This window comes from Amedibacterium intestinale (genome assembly GCF_010537335.1).
Lineage (GTDB): Bacteria > Bacillota_I > Bacilli_A > Erysipelotrichales > Erysipelotrichaceae > Amedibacterium > Amedibacterium intestinale.
This window is the reverse complement of sequence record NZ_AP019711.1, coordinates 97,941-115,486: the sequence shown is the minus strand read 5'-3', so window position 1 is coordinate 115,486 and position 17,546 is coordinate 97,941. Positions and strand designations below refer to the sequence as shown.

Below are 17,546 nucleotides of genomic sequence, written 5' to 3'. Positions count from 1 at the left end.
AAAATTACGTGGTGTTTGAAAGGACAACACTTTATGCTGTGGTCTTAGTGACTGCAGCTTTTTTCATGCTCTCATCATCTTTGGGGTACCTTTTCTGATATTTCCTCATTATTTCGATCATCATTTATGTTATCATATCTTTAAATCAATATATAAAAAAAGTAAGAACCACAAAGTTTAGCGACCTAGGTTCTTACTTACCCAAAGTAGGCATCTTTATGATAACATTTAATAACTTTTCTCTCAAGTACATATCTCAAAAATCTTATGACGACTATATTTCTAAGATCGAACTTTCTTCCATCACATGTCCATGCTGTTCTCATCTTGGATTTCATTTTCATGCTTATTATAAAAGATCTTTACTTACACATAATGGTATTATTACCTTAAAGATATGCAGGATTATTTGTCCTCACTGTCACAAGACTCACGCCATCCTTCCTGTTTCTTTAATTCCTTACACCAGACTCCTGGCTTCTGATGTAATAGAAATCATTCTCGATCACGATACTGATAAAGATCATTCTAACCTTTTTCTTGATCCAGTTTACTTTTACTCCATCTTTCATCGATATCATTCCTTTTTACTGAATATTTCCTATTTCCCTTCAATTACTGATTTTTTCGTCTTTCATATTCATAGATTTCATAGAAATTTTGCTCAGTTGCGCGGCTTTCTTTTCATTCCCACATAGGATTCCTTTCCTGCCTTCCATTTTGCCTTCATAATGACACTGTAATGATCATTATAGACTGGAGGTTGATGAAAACATCCATTGTATTTTCAGTTCTTGATGTTTTCTTTTGATTTTTATGAAAAACGATACTACTTCTGCGTCCATCAGTGACGACTATATCCTTCATCTCTTTCATCTCCAGAAAGAACAGATAGATTCTTTCCAGGTAAATCATCAGGATGATGGTGTTCATGTAAGGATCAAGCTTACCCCAAAGACTACTTCATGTCCTGTCTGCGGCTTTCCCACTTCCAAGGTAAAAAGCTATGTACATAAACGCATAACACATTCCATGCTGAATACGGAAGCCTGCTATATCGATTACCAGGCCAGACGCTATATCTGCCCTGCATGTAATAAGACTTTCTATGAGGACAATCCTTTTACTTTCAAGGGAATGAAGATCTCTTTATTGACCGTATATAATGTCCTTCGAGATCTGAAAAACCCTGCCGATACATTTAAAAGCGTTGCACAGAGAAATCATATATCCTCTACTTCTGCCATGTCCATCTTTGACAGGCATGTCCAGATATCCAGAAGAAAACTTCCTGAATATCTGAATATCGACGAAGTCTACAGTTTCAAATCTGAAAACAGTTCCTATGTATGTGTCCTTCTGGATTTCAACTCCCAAAATGTCATCGATCTTCTTCCAGGCAGGAAAAAGTCCGAACTCATCAATTACTTTTCTTTCATTCCCCGAGAAGAAAGATGTGCTGTAAAGGCCGTATCTATTGATTTATGGGAAACCTACAGGATCGTCGCAAAGATGATGTTCCCCAATGCCGCCATAGCTGCGGATAAATTCCATCTCATCCAGGAACTGAACAGAAGAGTAGACAAGGTGCGTCTGCGTACGATGAATCAGTTAAAGAACTATAAGCTCATGGATCTGAAAAATGCAGATGCAGCTTCGATAGAAAAAGCTGAAAGAATGCGTAAACAGTATTACCTTTATAAAAAATTCAACTGGCTTCTCTTCACAAACGATCCTGCATATACAGATCCAAATAGAGAAAAGAAATATAATAAAGTACTTCAGGGATACTATAACTATAACGATATCCTGCATTATATGTGTTTGTATAACCCTGAACTTGAAGAAGCCATGAATCTGAAAGACAGGATGATATATTTCTATAAGAACAGTGATCTTGATAATGCAAGAAAAGATATCAATGAACTGATCAGTGCTTTCAGGGATTGTAAAGTACCTGAAATATCATCCTTTGCGAATACGATGACCAGATGGAAGACTGAAATAATAAATTCTTTTATCGTCACGAATGAACATGGAAGAAAGATAAACAGCGGGATCATAGAAAACAGAAACAGGACGATCAAATGTATCAAGCACAATTCCAATGGATATACCAATTGGAAACGATTCCGAAACAGAGTGCTTTATGTACTGAATAAAGATACCACTTATCACTTATACCCTAAGGAAGGAGAAAATGAAAATGAACAATAAAATTTATTACCAACGTAAAGAAAGATGGCTCAAAAGAGAACTTTACATTAAAAAGCAGCGCCTTATGATGCTGGAGCTGGAAGTAGAAAATCTACGATTGAAACTTCTTTTGGAAAAAGAAAAAAACAAAAATATTCTTCCATTCTGATATTAAAAACGAGAGAGCTGATCAGCTCTCTCATCCTTTACATCTTGTTTTCAATAAACATCTTTGGGGTACTGATGCCCACAAGTTATTTTATTGTCCTTTGTTAGTTTTACCACACGTAATTTTACAAAGCCACAAAAAGAAGAGAGTTTTCACCCTCTTCTAAAAATATTCATTCTCATAAAATATTAAGCTTCTTTTTTACGACGTATAACATCAATTGCTACACCACTTACGATAAGCGTAAATATAATAGCATTACGAGAACTTTCAACACCAGTTGCAGGTGTTTTAATTTCATCAGGTTTATTGGTTACTTCATCATTATTTGAAGAATTTCCATTATTACCTGTATTTGAACCTTCTCCATTATCAGATCCACTGTTGTTATTTCCAGCTTTTACAAGTTTGGAAGCATATTCTTTTAATGTTTCAGTAGCTTTATCTACATCCATCTGCGAAGCTGTTTTATCTGTATAAACTTTGGATGCATTATCATATGCATTTTTAAACGGAATCCAACTTTCTTCTGTATAATCAGATTTTCTATATCCTGCATATTTTTCAAGAAGTTCATATAATGCGTCTTTATTTACAGAACTTTGTTTTTCTAACTGTTCAATTGCTTTCTGTAAATTAGTGATTGCATCTTGAAGCTGAACTGCACTAGCATATTCATCTTCTAGTAGCTTAGAAGCATTATCCATTGCATTACGTAATTTTTCAACTGAATCCTCAGTATAGTCAGTAACATCAATTGCTTTAGCCTCTTCTAGTTTAGCTTTCAATTCTTCTTTTAATGTATCAATTTCACTAGTATCAACTACAAGATTAGCATACAGTTCTTTTAATTTTTCAACCATGTTATCAATATCTGTTTGGCTAGCTGTAGAAGATTTCAATAATGCAGATGCTTCATCTAACGCTTCCTTAAATGGAGTCCAGCTTTCTTCTGTATATTTTGTTTCATCTAATTTACTATATTCATCAACTAAACTCTGTAAAGCATCTTTATTAACCGAATATACTTCACCATAGAATTTCATTTCTGATATTCTGCCATATTTATTATTTTCTTCTGGAATTCTTCCTACAGCACCTTTTACTGTTACTTTAATATATTTTGCATTAATAGAAGCAAAACGTGCATTAACAGTGACATTATTTCCTTGCTTATATTCGTTTGGATTCACAGTGCCATTAGCCACTTTTACCCATTCATTTCCATCTAAGCTTACAGAAACCTCATAATCTGTAATACCACCATTTTGCATAGTATGAGAAATGAAAGATACTTGTTCAAGATTATAGATATCATTTAATTCAATTAAAATATCTTGAGGAAGTTTTGCATTTTCTCCGCTATATGGTGATTCCCAGTACGTTCCTAAATCCCCATCAAGCATTTTATCCGGTGTATTTGATTCGCTATATAAAGCATCACTAGATCCTACAATGTCACTTGCAAGTTCTTTTTCTGATAATACAACCTCTAATTCATTAGCAGCATTTTCTAAAGCATTCATTGCCTGTTCTACCTGAGTTCTTGTTGCATTTTCATCATTATATACTGCAACTGCATTATCAAATGCTTCTTTAAATTTAGCATATGATTCTTCTGTATAAATTTCACTAGTTAAATCTTTATAAGAATCAATTGCCTTTTGTAAATTGCTCTTATCAACTCCAGCAATAACTTTTACTTCATATACACATGTAATATTTTCATCTGCAGCAGATGTTAATTTAATTTTTGCAACACCTTCAGAAACACCACGTACTTTATATACTGGATTTCCTTTATCGTCACTCAAAGTAACGATTGTTGCAATTTCTGGATCTAAACTTTCTGCCATAAAGTATTTGTTAGGACAATCTTCTGGTGTAATCACAGCATCAACATTTCCTAAATAACCAACATAAACTTCTTTTGCACTATCATTTGATGGCTCAATTCCTTTTGCTGGATTTCCTTCTGTATTTAGGAAGTCAATTTCAGCAATAGTCAAGTTCTTAGCAGGCTCTGTTACCGGATGAATATCAATGTTTTTTACATTTTTGCTATTATCTAATTCAAAGCGGTAGATAGGATGTTTTTCATTAATGCTCATCACTACTGGTTCTGAATTATCATCATATGTAACTTCTATCTGAACACCTAAAACATATCCATTAGCTTCATTTGCATTATACAAAACAACCTCAGACATCGGAATAGGTTTTACTGGTGTAAAATGCATTTTTAAATTTTCTGTTGTTACATAAGTAGGCAATTGACCTGTTTCCGGATCATAGTTTGAATCAATGTCCCATTTAAATTCAAAATCACGACATCCTGCTGTCTGATCTTTTTTATCATTGAATAATCCATCATAAGAATTTGATTGAATTAATTTTTGAACATTTGTACCATCATCTGTTGGCAACTCATCATTGGTCATTGTAATTGTAAAATCACTTTGCGCATATTCCTTCGTAGTTGTTGTTGGAATATCCGGAATAACTGGATCTTTTGAAGTATCTGTTTCTACTACACTTAAATCAGGTCCAACTAACGTAACTTTAGATAAATCCATTGCAGGGTTTTCAGCGGTAAAGTCAATATCAGTTTTTGCCTTCATTGTAATCGTAGATAACACTTTTGAACCATTAATCAATGGCTGATCGCCCATGTTAAGTGCATTATGATTAATATATGCTGTACCATCTGAATTCTGAATATCCCCAGTCATACCAGTAGTATACATTGCACCTGTACCAATATAGGATGTATTGACATACTCTACTTTAGCTGGATCATAATCAATAATTGTTCCATAAGCATTTAGATTTTTCACATCAACTGCAGTTACATTAATTGTAAATGTTTCTCCTGCAGACACTTTCATAGCACTAGGTTCTAAAATTATGGATCCTGATACAGAACCTGTTTTTTGTGTTCCACCATCAACTTGAGAACCATAGAATGCATAATCATAGATATCGGAAATATTGTTAAAGTTGATATCTGCATATAGTTTCTGAATTTCTGCTATCCATTTTCCATTTTTAATTGATCCATGTGCAGAAGATTCTTTCTGATAAGAAGCTTTAAACAAATCAAGTGTAGGCTGGCTTGTGCCTTGTGATGATAGATTTCCTGGTCTAAATGGTTTATCTACATTTCCTGCACCATTTTCAATTGTATAAACTTTGATTTCTCTAGCTGCAAAAAAATCTCCAACTGATTCCAATGGTGTAAATCTAATATATCTTGCCCCTATAGAGTTACTATCTGCAATATTTGGATCAGATAAGTCAATTAATTTGGCTTCTCCACTTCTTTCCCATTCATAGTATTTTCCTGATTGGTCTTCTTTGTTTCCATGTTGAATCCAATGTTTTCCATCTAAACTTGTTTCTACACGCATTTTTGTAACCGTACCATTCGCTGCATCTGCACGAGGATAATACTCAACTTTATCAAGAACATAAGCATTTCCATAATCTACTGTTAATTTTTTCCCAATGGCAGTGTCATCAGAGTGGAATCCACTATCTCCTTCTTGGAAGATTTCATCAAATGCAAGTTCTGGTCCACGACTCGCATATAATCCACCTTCCCAATCAAGGTTTTGCGGTGTTGGAGCCAAACGGAATGGATCATCGGCAGATTTTGCTGAAATTTCTGTACTCCATTCAGAATGTCCATCTTTATTTACAGAACGTACTCGATAATGATGTGTTGATAAGTATTCTAATCCTGTATGAACAAATTCTTCGCCATTTTCTACAGAATAAATCAATCCAGATGTAACTTCCTGTCCATTGATTGTTCCGTCAACTAATACTTCGTAAGAAGTAGCATCATTTACTTTATCCCAATTCAATGTAACACTTGTTGGAGTTGTAGCCTCTTCATTTGCTTTAAAGTTTGCAGGAACACTTAATTTTTCATTTACAACGTCTTGTCCTAAATCACCTTTATTCTCAAAACCGTTGATTACCAATTTCTGTTCATTTTCCTGTGTATTTGTTTTTGCAAATTTTACATATAATTTTCCAGAAACTTTTACATCCTTAACTAAATCAGCAATTTCTGTTTCTTCTGCTGGTGCAAAAGTTTCAATTGCTGGATTTTCATCATAGAATACAACAAATTCTCCATCGTTTGCAGTTGCTTTATCAAAAGCATCTTTTGAATCAACTGTAACCTCTTTTAACTTAGAAGAGCCATTATAAGCTTCTAATGATGCTGGTTTTTTAGAAGCATTTACTACAAATGTTGTATTTTTATTTTCAGTATATCCTGTGTATGTACCATTTGCTTTTTCCGCAGTTAATGTAGCAGTTCCATCTTTTACAACAGATGTAAATCTTGTGCTAACATGGTTTCCATAATCAATATCTTCGATTACACCATACCCTTCCTCATTAGAAGTTGAATTTGTCATGGAATATCCATCATCTTCAATTGAAGTAAAATCCGTTTCTCCTTCAGGCCAGAATTCAACGATACGTTTTGATTTATCTAAACTATCATCAGTTCCTGGTAAAGCTGAATTATGTTCTTCATACATCGGAATGATAGCACCATTTTTAACAAATAAAGGAAGTTTCCAAATAGGAGCATCAAAACTATTTAGTACTTGTCCACCTCTATATTGTTTACCTGTAAAGTAATCAATCCAGATTTGATTACTTCCTCCTGGTAAATAAATTCCATTACGTACATCATTTCCAACTTCATCAGCATGTACATCTTCATATAGTGGAGCAACTAATAAGTTTTCTCCCCACATGTATTGATATTTTGCTAAATCTGTATATGCAGTAGGTTCATTAGGGAATTCTAAGAACATTGCACGTACCATCGGAAGTCCTGTATCGTTGTTGCCTGTATTCATATTTGCAGCTGCATATGCATTTGTATAAATATAAGGCATTAATTTACCTTTCATTTTTAAATACATACGGCTTACACCTGTATAAGGATCACCATGAACATAAGGACCTTTTGCATATGATCCCCAGCCATCCATATCTAGCATTTGAGGTGCAAAGCTCTTCCACTGATAATCACGTGTTGCAATTACAGGGTCACCACCCCAAATTCCATCCATATCAGAACCAATATTAGGGTTTCCACTTAAAGACTGTCCAATAAATGTTGGGATGTGGAAACGAATATATTCCCATTTTCCACCAGATTGATCCCCTGTCCATACAGAATTATATCGCTGAGAACCTGCCCATCCATCCAATGAAATAATATTAGGTCTAGCTCCTGTATTTTCTATTACTGTATCATATGCATTTTTTACACCACTTAACTGGAAAGAATATCCATAACCAACCCATGCTACATCAGTTTTAAGTGTTGTAACACCAGCTTTTGTCTCTGCATTAAAATCGCGTAATGTATGCCAATATGTTTTAGGATTTGAATCTGGAGTTAAATTACTTTGTGTCCAAAGCCCTGTCGCAACACCCTTATCAGTTGCATATTTTCTAAACTCTTCTAGATTTTTTACGTTTGCTGCAACAGCTGCTAAACGTTCTTCTGAGCTAGAGCCATCTTCATTTACTCCACCAGTCATATTATAACCATTTTGGCCATAACCAGCTCCGTATCCATCATTAGGCAAGAAGAAACCTAAAGGCATATCATATTTCTGATATTCATCTAAAACAGCTCGTGCAGACCATTTTTTATCATAATTTACTCCTTTTGGCACTTGACCAGTTGCAACAGTAGGCCCTGTTCCATTCAGTGTTTCTGCATTTTGATTTGCCTTAATCTCATATCCTGTTCCACCTGCTTCATAAGTTTTTTCTCCGCTTTCCTTGTGAGATTTACTTCCTTTGATTTCCCAATCAGTACCAATATCCTCAGTATCCGACCAAGCATCACGATTATAGGCATTTAGATGCCCTAGATAAAAACCATATTCTGGTAAAAGAACCGGATTTCCTGTTACCTTAAAATAGCCCTGTAATAAATCTTGGGCAACCTCTGTACCGGTAGTTCCATCAGACAAGAAATAATAAGCATCAAATTCATTTTCTTTATGAGTTGTTGTTACCGTACCTTGATTAGAATCGCCAAAATCATAAGTACCATCCATCCAAGTATTTCTCAATACACCATAGCCATTATTTGTATAATAGAACGGATTTGGTGAAGAAACTTGTCCATCGTTCCAACCACTTTCATTAGATATGTTAATTGATTCACCTGTATGAATGATACGTCCATTTTGAGTTCCTCCACCAAAATATTGTTCAGACAAGTTCTCACTATAATTTGTTTCTGAATGTTCTACCAATGTTTGAACAGTAGAGTTTCCTACCTGTAATGGTTCTTTTTCTTCCATAACAGTTTTACCATTCACTTTAATGCTCATTTTTGCATCTTTATCGAATGTTACGACTACATCGCCTACTTTTATCTCATAGCTTCCATTAGCTCCATTAGATACAGTTGCATTAGGATGGCTATATTCTTTTGAAGTATCCGGGTATTGTTGAATTTTACCTTCAGATGGATATCCTCCACGCACTTTTGCATATTCGCTAAATTCACCTGATGGATCTACATTATAGCGGAAGATATTATTATCTAAGAATGTAAATTTTCCTTTATATCCATTTCCAAATGTAACCCATACAATATTCTTGTCTTTTGCATCAACTTCTACTGATTTAATACCATTAAGTGCTTCACTAGAAACTTCTTTTTCTTGTGCATTTACAAAAACTGTAGATTGATTACACACAAGTCCAAATACCATCATAGCACTTAAACCAGTAGATACTACTTTTTTAAACATCGCTTTCTCCTTTCCAAGATTAATCATTTTACTCATTTTAATAATCTGACAATCATAATAATTTCTCGACACCATCTCCCCCTTAAAATGCCCTATAAATAGACATTAGAAAGTTACTTTTTTACTCGTTTTCAATGTATTCAACATTCAGAAAATTAGCAAGAGCAAAAAAGTAAACCCTTACATTAAGTATTAAACAAAAAAAATCAGAAAAAAGTATTTATTTTTTTTATTATACTTTTTGCACTTTTTAGTTATTTTCAAATTGTAAAAAAAAGCATTAATATGATTAGAATATCACACTAACACTTCTTTAATATTCATTTATAATTCTCTTTTCCCTTTATTCTGTATCAAATATCCTAATCCATATAATGTTGATGCATATACAAGACATGGTATTATTGATGCTAAAATAGATTGAAATCCCAAAAACCACTGATCACTAGCTTGATAATTATAAGACTTACAATAATCAATAAATGTTTGATAACTAGTATAAGCTGTAAAAACTAAATAAAACAACATCAAAATTGATAATACATAAAAAAAGATATGCATTTTTGGATTTTTAGATACTCCTTTTTCAATTTCATTCTTATCCATTTACGTAACCTCCTAAATTTATTAACACTCGCATAATACAGGAATTAAAAGATTGCGTCAATAGATTTTATTCACAATAAATAAAAAGTTAAAGTTATCTATTTATAAAAATAATCAAAAGCTTTATAAAGCTTTGAAGATTTTTTCAAAAGAAAAAGCAACAGCTTACGCCATTGCCTTCTTCATTATTATGTTCTTATTTAAAATAACGATCTAATAAACCTTTGAATGCTTTACCATGACGAGCTTCATCACGAGCCATTTCATGAACTGTATCATGGATTGCATCTAAATTGTGTTCTTTTGCACGTTTTGCAAGATCAAATTTACCAGCTGTAGCTCCGTTTTCAGCATCTACACGCATTTCAAGGTTTTTCTTAGTTGAAGTAGTTACAACTTCTCCTAACAATTCAGCAAATTTAGCTGCATGTTCTGCTTCTTCCCAAGCAGCTTTTTCATAATATAATCCAACTTCTGGATATCCTTCACGATGAGCAACACGAGCCATAGCCAAGTACATTCCTACTTCGCTGCATTCTCCTTCAAAGTTCATTCTTAAATCTTTAATGATATCTTCTGGAGCACCCTGTGCAACACCAACAACGTGTTCAGCTGCCCAAGTCATTTCTCCTTCTTCCTGTTTTGTGAACTTAGAAGCAGGTGCTTTACATAGTGGACATTCTGCAGGAGCTGCATCTCCTTCGTAAACATAACCGCAAACCTGACATACAAATTTAGCCATATTCATTACCTCCTATTAATTTTTACATCCTCATTATACACTACTAAAATTTAAAAAGAAATTGTTTTGACCGATTTTTTATCACAAAATTTTACATCTTTTCTGTAATACATAATTAGTATCAAAAATCACACATAACGGCTGTTTAATTTGCTCTGCAACTTTTTTAGTAATGGAACTTCCAATACATGTAGCAAGACCATAGCACCATATACCCATAGTAGAAAAAATGGACCTGAGATCTCGTATATACTGCGAATAACCCCAATACTTGGTGGACTGCCTACAAACATGTACTGCGTTCCACATGCTTTATTCACAAAATAAGCAAATGTAAACATACAACATACGATAAAGATATTTCTTATCATTGCTTTTCTGGTAAATAAAGAAAAATCTTTTAAATACAGCAATGCCAACAAGACAAAGGAACCATGCAGCATGTAAAAATTAATCGTACGATAAGAAAATGCAGAATAAAGACCATCGATATTTGCAGGATATAACATTGCTATACCACCGGCAAACAAACCGATGACACAGCTAAAATAGCGAAAATAATCTTTCTTTGTAAAAATTCCCAACGCATTGATATACACCGTAATCGAACATAATTCTAAAGGCAGTAACTGAAGTATTAAATGATCATGGCACTTCCACAATAGCCATAAGGTATAAATGCTTTCTTCTATTAGAAAATACCATCCAAGTCCCTTTAAAAACGTGTTTTGTTTTTTAGAAGATATACCTGTGTAATACTTGTATAACAAAAAAACAACCCCAAAAGTAAGAACTAAAAACAAAATATGATAAATGCCAAACGTTTGAAAAGGCATATGCAAATCTTTTATATCTGTATAATATGTAAAAAAGTCAGTCATTTTATCACCGATTTAATTGTGACATGATTCTATATTGAATTCAATGTATTTTAGAATTATTTAGATTTATTTAATAAACTTTAATAAATCGCTAATGTAAAAAAGCATTTCCTATTTTTCAAGGAAATGCCTTTTATTTAACGATGTAATAAATCTTGTTTCTTTTTTAAAACAACGATAATCGCACCTAATGTCAATGCCCCTAACATTCCTGCTGCATACAAAACGACAGGAGCTGTTTGTCCAGTTTTGATTGTCTCTTTTTCTGTATCCTTTTTAGAAGATTCCACATTTACATTGTTACTGGTATCTGCATTGCCTGCTTCATTTTCTCCTTGAGGAAGTGAAGAATTATTTTCTTCCTTTTGTCCTGTTTCTTCTTTAGAAGTATCTTCTTCTGTATTTCCCTGCTCATCTTCATTGTTTTGCGTGTTATCTTCACCACCCTGAGAAGTATCTCCATTATTCTGTGAATTGTCACCATTGTTTTCTGCATCATCTTTGCCTAAAGATATTGAAGAAGAGGCAACTTTCTCAGCTGTATTTAACTCACCGCTTTTATTTACAAGCTGTAATCCATCTTCTAAAACAGAAACAGAGATATCTTCTAGATTAGACGCATTTACGCTTAACGTACCTAAATGAAGTTTTGTTTGTGAGGAAAGGGTCGTAACTTCATTGTCTGCTAAATATATATTTAACATACCTGTCTGTGGCTGATATGTCCATCTTTGTATTTTGTTTTCAATAGCATCTTCAAAATCAAACATAAAATTCTTTGTATCAAGAACACCTTTTTCTGATGTTACTTTTAAGCTAAGCTGTAAAGATGTGATAGAGGATAGATTACTCATATCCAAATAGATATCCACCTTATTATCATTTACATCCAGGATAACTTCTCGCTGTGTCTGCTTAGCTGCTATTGTTTGTGACAACAGCAGCATAAAAGCAACAAGCAGGCATAGTACTTTCGCAATTCTTTTTAACATACATTCACTCCTTTCTATTCTTTTTCTATTTATTTAGTTCAATTTCAGGTAATGTTTCTGGAATTTCTACAAATAAAGTATCACTTACCAAACGCTGTCCTTCATTTGTTAAGGCATTATCTACACGATACAATTCTGCACGTACTTTATTAGGTAAACTTGCAGCATATTGTCCATCAATCCAGTATACCCAGCTTCCACTTGCAGTTTCACCAAGCAATCCATTTCCTGGATCTGGTGCTAAAATAATCTGTTCTGCATTTAAATTTCCTTCTGTATCAGTTCCACCGATAATCTGTCCATTTTCATCATATAGTAAAACGACATTATATGCTGGATTTCCTTTATAGTTTCCTGTAAAGACGATAGAACCTTCTGGTATTTTCATTTCTTTTTGTGTTGCACTTTCTTCCTGATATACAAAATCTTTACTTAAAATACCGATTGCAGGGGTTCCATTTGCTGTATGAAGTTCTACATTATCCCCTGTAGGCCCTAATACATCAATTTCACCAATACGTACTTCTTTATTGCGATATCCATTCAATGTAATACGAATATAAGAAGCATCATAACTTGTAACCCATGGATCGTTTCCATTATTGAAATACATTGTCACAACACCATTATCGTCTTTAACTTCTTTATTTTCTAATGTTGTATATGTTTTATTGTCCTTACTTATTTCAATCGTATAGTCTTTCACATCTTTTGCATCTTGTGCATTTACAAAACGAAGTGCATTTAGCGTTTCTACTTTACCTAATGAAAGTGTAATATATGGTGTTTCTTTCGTTTCACCAACATATACCGTATCTGCTTTATCATCCATCATCATATAAGATGCAGAAACTTTTTCAGGAGCACATGGATCATTTTGATCTGCTGGATTTTCCTGATCCTGTGTTGAAGTCATATTTGTTTCAATGCTCCAGTTTTCTTTTGTATAACTTCCATCCCCCTCTACTTTGATTGTTTTTGTAGTTAAGGAAACAGAACGGTTCAACATTTTATCAATTGCAGTTACCTTATAAGAAACACTGCGATTACTAATCGAATTGATCGTATCTTCAAATGTATCTTCTGTAGTAAATCCAACAACTTCTTCTTTTGACTTTCCATTTTCCATTAAGACTCTTGTGATTTCATAACCTAGTAATGATTCTTGATCCACATTGTGAACATCTAATGCAAGGCTTACTTTATTTCGGTCTTGTCCTTTTATATTTGCGGATACTACATTTTTATTTAAGAAACTTTCCGCATTTTCATGTTCCATCTCATAAGCTCTTGCTTCATCATTTACATAATAGATAGCACGAGTTTCTTTTTCAAACTGTTCAATATACGCTTTTGTTGTTTCATCAGGAAGTAATCCCCAGCGCATAAAGAATTCACTTAAATCTTTTTGTGCCGCAGCACTTGCCAAACGCATAAAGTTTTGATCTGGATTATTTCCTAGTGTTAACGCAATCTTATTTGGTGCAGGTGCTTTGGAAGTATCTCTGGCAAAGCTGTCTACTCGTGCATAGAATACATTGTCAAACATTTGTCCATAAGTATCAAACATTTTATAGTTATAATAACGATCATATGCCAGATGAAGCTGCCAGTACATAGCTAACTGTGTAAATACATCACTGCTTCTGCCTGTCCCATTGGATGTAACATGATCATAGATAACATCATAATCAAAACGTACACCATCATTTCTATCATTTGCCTGTGCGATCAAAGAGAAATAGTTGTTTGTAACTTCGGCAACTGCATACTGTCCCTGGTTGATATTATGCCCAATTTCATGCGCGATTCCCCAGCCAAAGTATTCTCCACTTTGCCATTTTCCCTGTTCATCTGCTGTTACTGCACTTGTGTTTACCAGGCCAGTTGTCTGATCCCATTCAACACCTATATGGTTTCCTGCAGCATACATAAATGCACCTGCAAACATTTTCATATAACGAATATTTAAATGCTGTGATGGTAAAGAGTTTTTCTCATGTAACTTATTCGCTACATCTTTTTCACTAAATGTATTTGTTAATCCTTTTTGCTGGTAAAACAAAAGCATCATATCATCCATTGCATTTAAAGAAACAGCCAGTTTATTTGCATCTCCATTTGTTCCCGCAAGTACCTGAGAAGCTGGTATAGAAAGCATCATCTGATCTAACATAATGTCTGTTGTATTCACAATTGATGTCTTTTCATCATAACGCTGGAAAATAGAGAATAAAGAGAAACCTTTTTGTTTACGATGCAAAGTTTTCAACTGTGCAACATGTGCCTTTATTTCATCCATATATGCATTGACTTTTTCCTGACGTTGTTTTTCATCCGTAATTCCATATAAATTCAATACTGGAATTTCTGTACCACCCATTACACGCAGCGCTAATTTTTCCTTCGGATTATTACCTGTATATTGTACATACAATGCTCCACCACGCTCTACATCGGTAGATGTTAGCTTTGGAATTATAACTTCATTACGTCCCGTTTTCAAGGTTGTAACTACCTTAGAAAGATTACTGCTTTCTGCATGCTGCTGTGTAGCTACTAATTGTAAGCTTGTATTTTCTCCGCTTTTCTTACCTTCATTTCCAACATAAATAATAACTGTATCTTCCGCTTTTGCACTAACACCTAAAGGCTGCCATGCATTTAAACCAGTAATACCAAGATGTTTGTCTTTCTGTGCGGTAATATTCGTATTTACATTGGTTACTTTATATAAATTTTCAGAGTCTTCAAATAAAGCTTTTGCGGCATTTAATTCTTTCTGTAACATTGCTTTATCTGGGTGATACTCATCATGGTCTTTGGTATCCAAGCGTGTCTGTAAAGCAGTAAAAGTTTCTTCATCTACAGTATCTTTTAATTGTAAATGCAGATTATCTTCATAAAGGCTTGTAATATCTGTTTCTAATGAATCCCACTTATGAAACTTCATTTCCGCTACTGTGATTCGATTTTGATTTCCATAAGGATGACCAAAAGCCACCTTAATTTTCTTTGCTTGAACAGGTTTTTCTAATTTAATCAAATAGTAAAACCTTCCATTTTCACATTTTAGCTGCGTAATCGTTGAATTCACTGAGGTAATTTTACCATTTTCATCCCAGTAACGAACATCCGATGCACTGTACCACCAGCCATCAACATCCTCAACTTCTGCAAAACTAATCATTCCTATTTCATATGTATCATCAAATGTAACAGTCACACCTTTGTTGTTATCTGGATAACTTCCTCCATTATCCCAGTCATTTACTTGCAAGTAAGAAGAAAAATCATTGTCAAATAAACCTAGAGCAGTTTTTTTAGAACTATTATCTAATTTGCTTCCTACCATATTCCCATGACTATGTGTTGCAGACACAACATGTTCACTTACATTGCCTTCCCCTTTGTTTGCATTTATTTCTTTGTATAAAGGAAGATTTGCTGGTTTTAGACTCTTAGTAGTCGCTTTTGCTGTTAATGATTTTTCACCTTCACCAAGTTCGTTTACTCCTGTTACATAAACCTGATATGTTGTTTGATCTTCTAGATTTGTTAATTGATAAGAATTGGATGTTATTCCACTGATTTTCTGATAAGACTCATCACTTTCTTTCTTATAATACACATTATAAGAATCTGTATCATCCATATTTTTCCAAGATAATTCCAATGTTTTATAAGCACCTTTTATGACTAAATTATCAGGTGCATCTGGTTTTTTATCTGTAACAGGAACAACACTTATTTCCTCACTAAATGGGCTTTTCCAAGAACCATTTACAGAACGAACCTTTACCTTATACGTTTCTCCATTCTTTAATTTGTTATTGTTGTACTGTGAAATTGTTATACTATTTTTCGTTGTTTTATAAAGCGGATCTTCTTTTCCACTTTCTGTACGCACACTTACTTCATATCCAGTGATGTTACTTTCTTTTGACCAGTTCAGCGTAAATTCTTTATTACCTGCTTTTGCCTGTAAAGCAGATGGTATATTTAATTCTGGTTCAGGAATTTTATTTTCCATATCATTCACAAATTCAACTTTCGATATTTCTACAAGGTTTCCACTTTGAGCAGTCGTAGAAGTTACTTTAATGGTAACTTTTTTAACTGCAATCTGTCCACCAAAATCAACACTGATAGAACCATCATCATTTAGAATTGCTGTCTTTGCAGTTCTTGCGAAAACCGCTCTGTCTTTTGCGCTAATAATTGTATATTCTTCTTCCACACCATCTTGTGTTTCTACAAGAATACTTCCGCCACTGATCTGATTTTCACTGCCACCTGGCTGAATCGTTACTCCCACCAATGGAACGGTTTTATCGTCTTTACCTAAAGTAAAAGAAACTTCTAATGGCTTTTCTACACTAATTGGTTCCTTTGTTGCAAGCTGCACACTTTCTTGTGTTTCTTCACTAAACAATTGATCTAAAGAACCGCTTTTAACTTCTACATTATCTGCATGTTCTGGTTTTACAATAGAAGAAGGAATGCTTGTTTCTATTGTTGATAAAATATTTTCTTTCGGATTTGCAGTATAAGAAGTCGAGAACAACTGTAAATCAACTAAATCAACTGCATTATCATTATTTAAATCATAATGTGAAATATTCGTTCTTTTTTCAATTTCTTGTAGTATATCTTCCAGCTCTTTATCTCCATACGTACGATAACGAATTACTCCAGGATGAGCTTTCTGCTGTTCATCAATTTCTTTCTCTCCAGCATATAGCTGAATGGCATATTCTAATCCCTCTACAACAAAATCCTGTTTATATTCCTGATATTTATTTGTAACAGAAGTAATTGTCAAAGTGTAATTTCCATCTTCTAAATTAGAAAATTCAACCCTTCCATCACTATTCAAATTATCATCTTCATTTACTTTTAATGAAATGGCTTTTTCTGAATCATAACCATTCTTACTTAATTGAAGTTTAAAATTTTCTTCTTTTTCTAATGTTTCCGTAGAAATTATTTCTACTTTTATTTTTCCACTTGCAGAAACAGCCTCTCCTTGTGTTTCTTCATTTACTTCCTGTGCATGAAGCATATTGCCAATTGGTTGTACAAATGCACTCATCAGTAAACATACCGCAAGCAAACTTACTATAAATTTACGCATTGTGTTTCTCC

At 33.7% G+C, this 17,546-nt stretch carries 9 protein-coding genes; 3 read left to right on the top strand and 6 right to left on the bottom strand.

The genetic code is table 11. The features are described 5' to 3' along the window. The first annotated feature begins 218 nt into the window (after positions 1 to 218). The 3 genes from A9CBEGH2_RS12640 to A9CBEGH2_RS00485 all read left to right on the top strand — a co-directional run bounded on the left by A9CBEGH2_RS12640 (position 219) and on the right by A9CBEGH2_RS00485 (position 2,365). Positions 219 to 698, top strand: a complete 480-nt coding sequence (locus tag A9CBEGH2_RS12640) for a DUF6431 domain-containing protein (protein ID WP_353511641.1) — start codon at positions 219 to 221, stop codon at positions 696 to 698. Between the two features lie 118 nt (positions 699 to 816). Next, on the top strand, positions 817 to 2,217 hold the full coding sequence (locus tag A9CBEGH2_RS00490; protein ID WP_174766936.1) for an ISL3 family transposase: 1,401 nt from the start codon (positions 817 to 819) through the stop codon (positions 2,215 to 2,217). Then, a complete protein-coding gene (locus A9CBEGH2_RS00485; protein ID WP_157964912.1) occupies positions 2,207 to 2,365 on the top strand; it encodes a hypothetical protein in 159 nt (52 codons plus the stop codon). Before A9CBEGH2_RS00490 ends, A9CBEGH2_RS00485 begins: the two co-directional genes overlap by 11 nt. 188 nt (positions 2,366 to 2,553) lie before the next feature. Here A9CBEGH2_RS00485 and A9CBEGH2_RS00480 read toward each other — a convergent pair whose 3' ends face one another. From A9CBEGH2_RS00480 to A9CBEGH2_RS00455, 6 genes are all read right to left on the bottom strand, one after another. After that, entirely contained in the window at positions 2,554 to 9,177 is a 6,624-nt protein-coding gene (locus A9CBEGH2_RS00480; RefSeq protein WP_163104123.1) for a discoidin domain-containing protein, read from the bottom strand. 324 nt (positions 9,178 to 9,501) lie between these two features. After that, a complete protein-coding gene (locus A9CBEGH2_RS00475) occupies positions 9,502 to 9,783 on the bottom strand; it encodes a hypothetical protein (protein ID WP_163104122.1) in 282 nt (93 codons plus the stop codon). A gap of 196 nt (positions 9,784 to 9,979) precedes the next feature. After that, positions 9,980 to 10,525: an NADH peroxidase gene (locus A9CBEGH2_RS00470; protein WP_115715548.1), complete on the bottom strand. Its 546-nt coding sequence runs from the start codon at positions 10,523 to 10,525 to the stop codon at positions 9,980 to 9,982. A gap of 128 nt (positions 10,526 to 10,653) precedes the next feature. Further along, positions 10,654 to 11,406 (bottom strand): TMEM164 family acyltransferase, encoded by a 753-nt coding sequence (locus A9CBEGH2_RS00465; RefSeq protein ID WP_163104121.1) that lies wholly within the window; start codon positions 11,404 to 11,406, stop codon positions 10,654 to 10,656. A gap of 137 nt (positions 11,407 to 11,543) precedes the next feature. Beyond that, complete coding sequence (locus tag A9CBEGH2_RS00460; protein WP_163104120.1) at positions 11,544 to 12,398, bottom strand: hypothetical protein; 855 nt, start codon at positions 12,396 to 12,398, stop codon at positions 11,544 to 11,546. Between the two features lie 25 nt (positions 12,399 to 12,423). After that, positions 12,424 to 17,535, bottom strand: a complete 5,112-nt coding sequence (locus A9CBEGH2_RS00455) for a fibronectin type III domain-containing protein (protein ID WP_163104119.1) — start codon at positions 17,533 to 17,535, stop codon at positions 12,424 to 12,426. Between the last annotated feature and the right edge of the window lie 11 nt (positions 17,536 to 17,546).

What these genes read in the sequence shown, in the direction of transcription:
- A9CBEGH2_RS00470 (WP_115715548.1), bottom strand. Translation starts at nt 10,525, where the DNA reads ATGGCTAAATTTGTATGTCAGGTTTGCGGTTATGTTTACGAAGGAGAT.
- A9CBEGH2_RS12640 (WP_353511641.1), top strand. Translation starts at nt 219, where the DNA reads ATGATAACATTTAATAACTTTTCTCTCAAGTACATATCTCAAAAATCT.
- A9CBEGH2_RS00475 (WP_163104122.1), bottom strand. Translation starts at nt 9,783, where the DNA reads ATGGATAAGAATGAAATTGAAAAAGGAGTATCTAAAAATCCAAAAATG.
- A9CBEGH2_RS00490 (WP_174766936.1), top strand. Translation starts at nt 817, where the DNA reads ATGAAAAACGATACTACTTCTGCGTCCATCAGTGACGACTATATCCTT.
- A9CBEGH2_RS00460 (WP_163104120.1), bottom strand. Translation starts at nt 12,398, where the DNA reads ATGTTAAAAAGAATTGCGAAAGTACTATGCCTGCTTGTTGCTTTTATG.
- A9CBEGH2_RS00465 (WP_163104121.1), bottom strand. Translation starts at nt 11,406, where the DNA reads ATGACTGACTTTTTTACATATTATACAGATATAAAAGATTTGCATATG.
- A9CBEGH2_RS00480 (WP_163104123.1), bottom strand. Translation starts at nt 9,177, where the DNA reads ATGTTTAAAAAAGTAGTATCTACTGGTTTAAGTGCTATGATGGTATTT.
- A9CBEGH2_RS00485 (WP_157964912.1), top strand. Translation starts at nt 2,207, where the DNA reads ATGAACAATAAAATTTATTACCAACGTAAAGAAAGATGGCTCAAAAGA.
- A9CBEGH2_RS00455 (WP_163104119.1), bottom strand. Translation starts at nt 17,535, where the DNA reads ATGCGTAAATTTATAGTAAGTTTGCTTGCGGTATGTTTACTGATGAGT.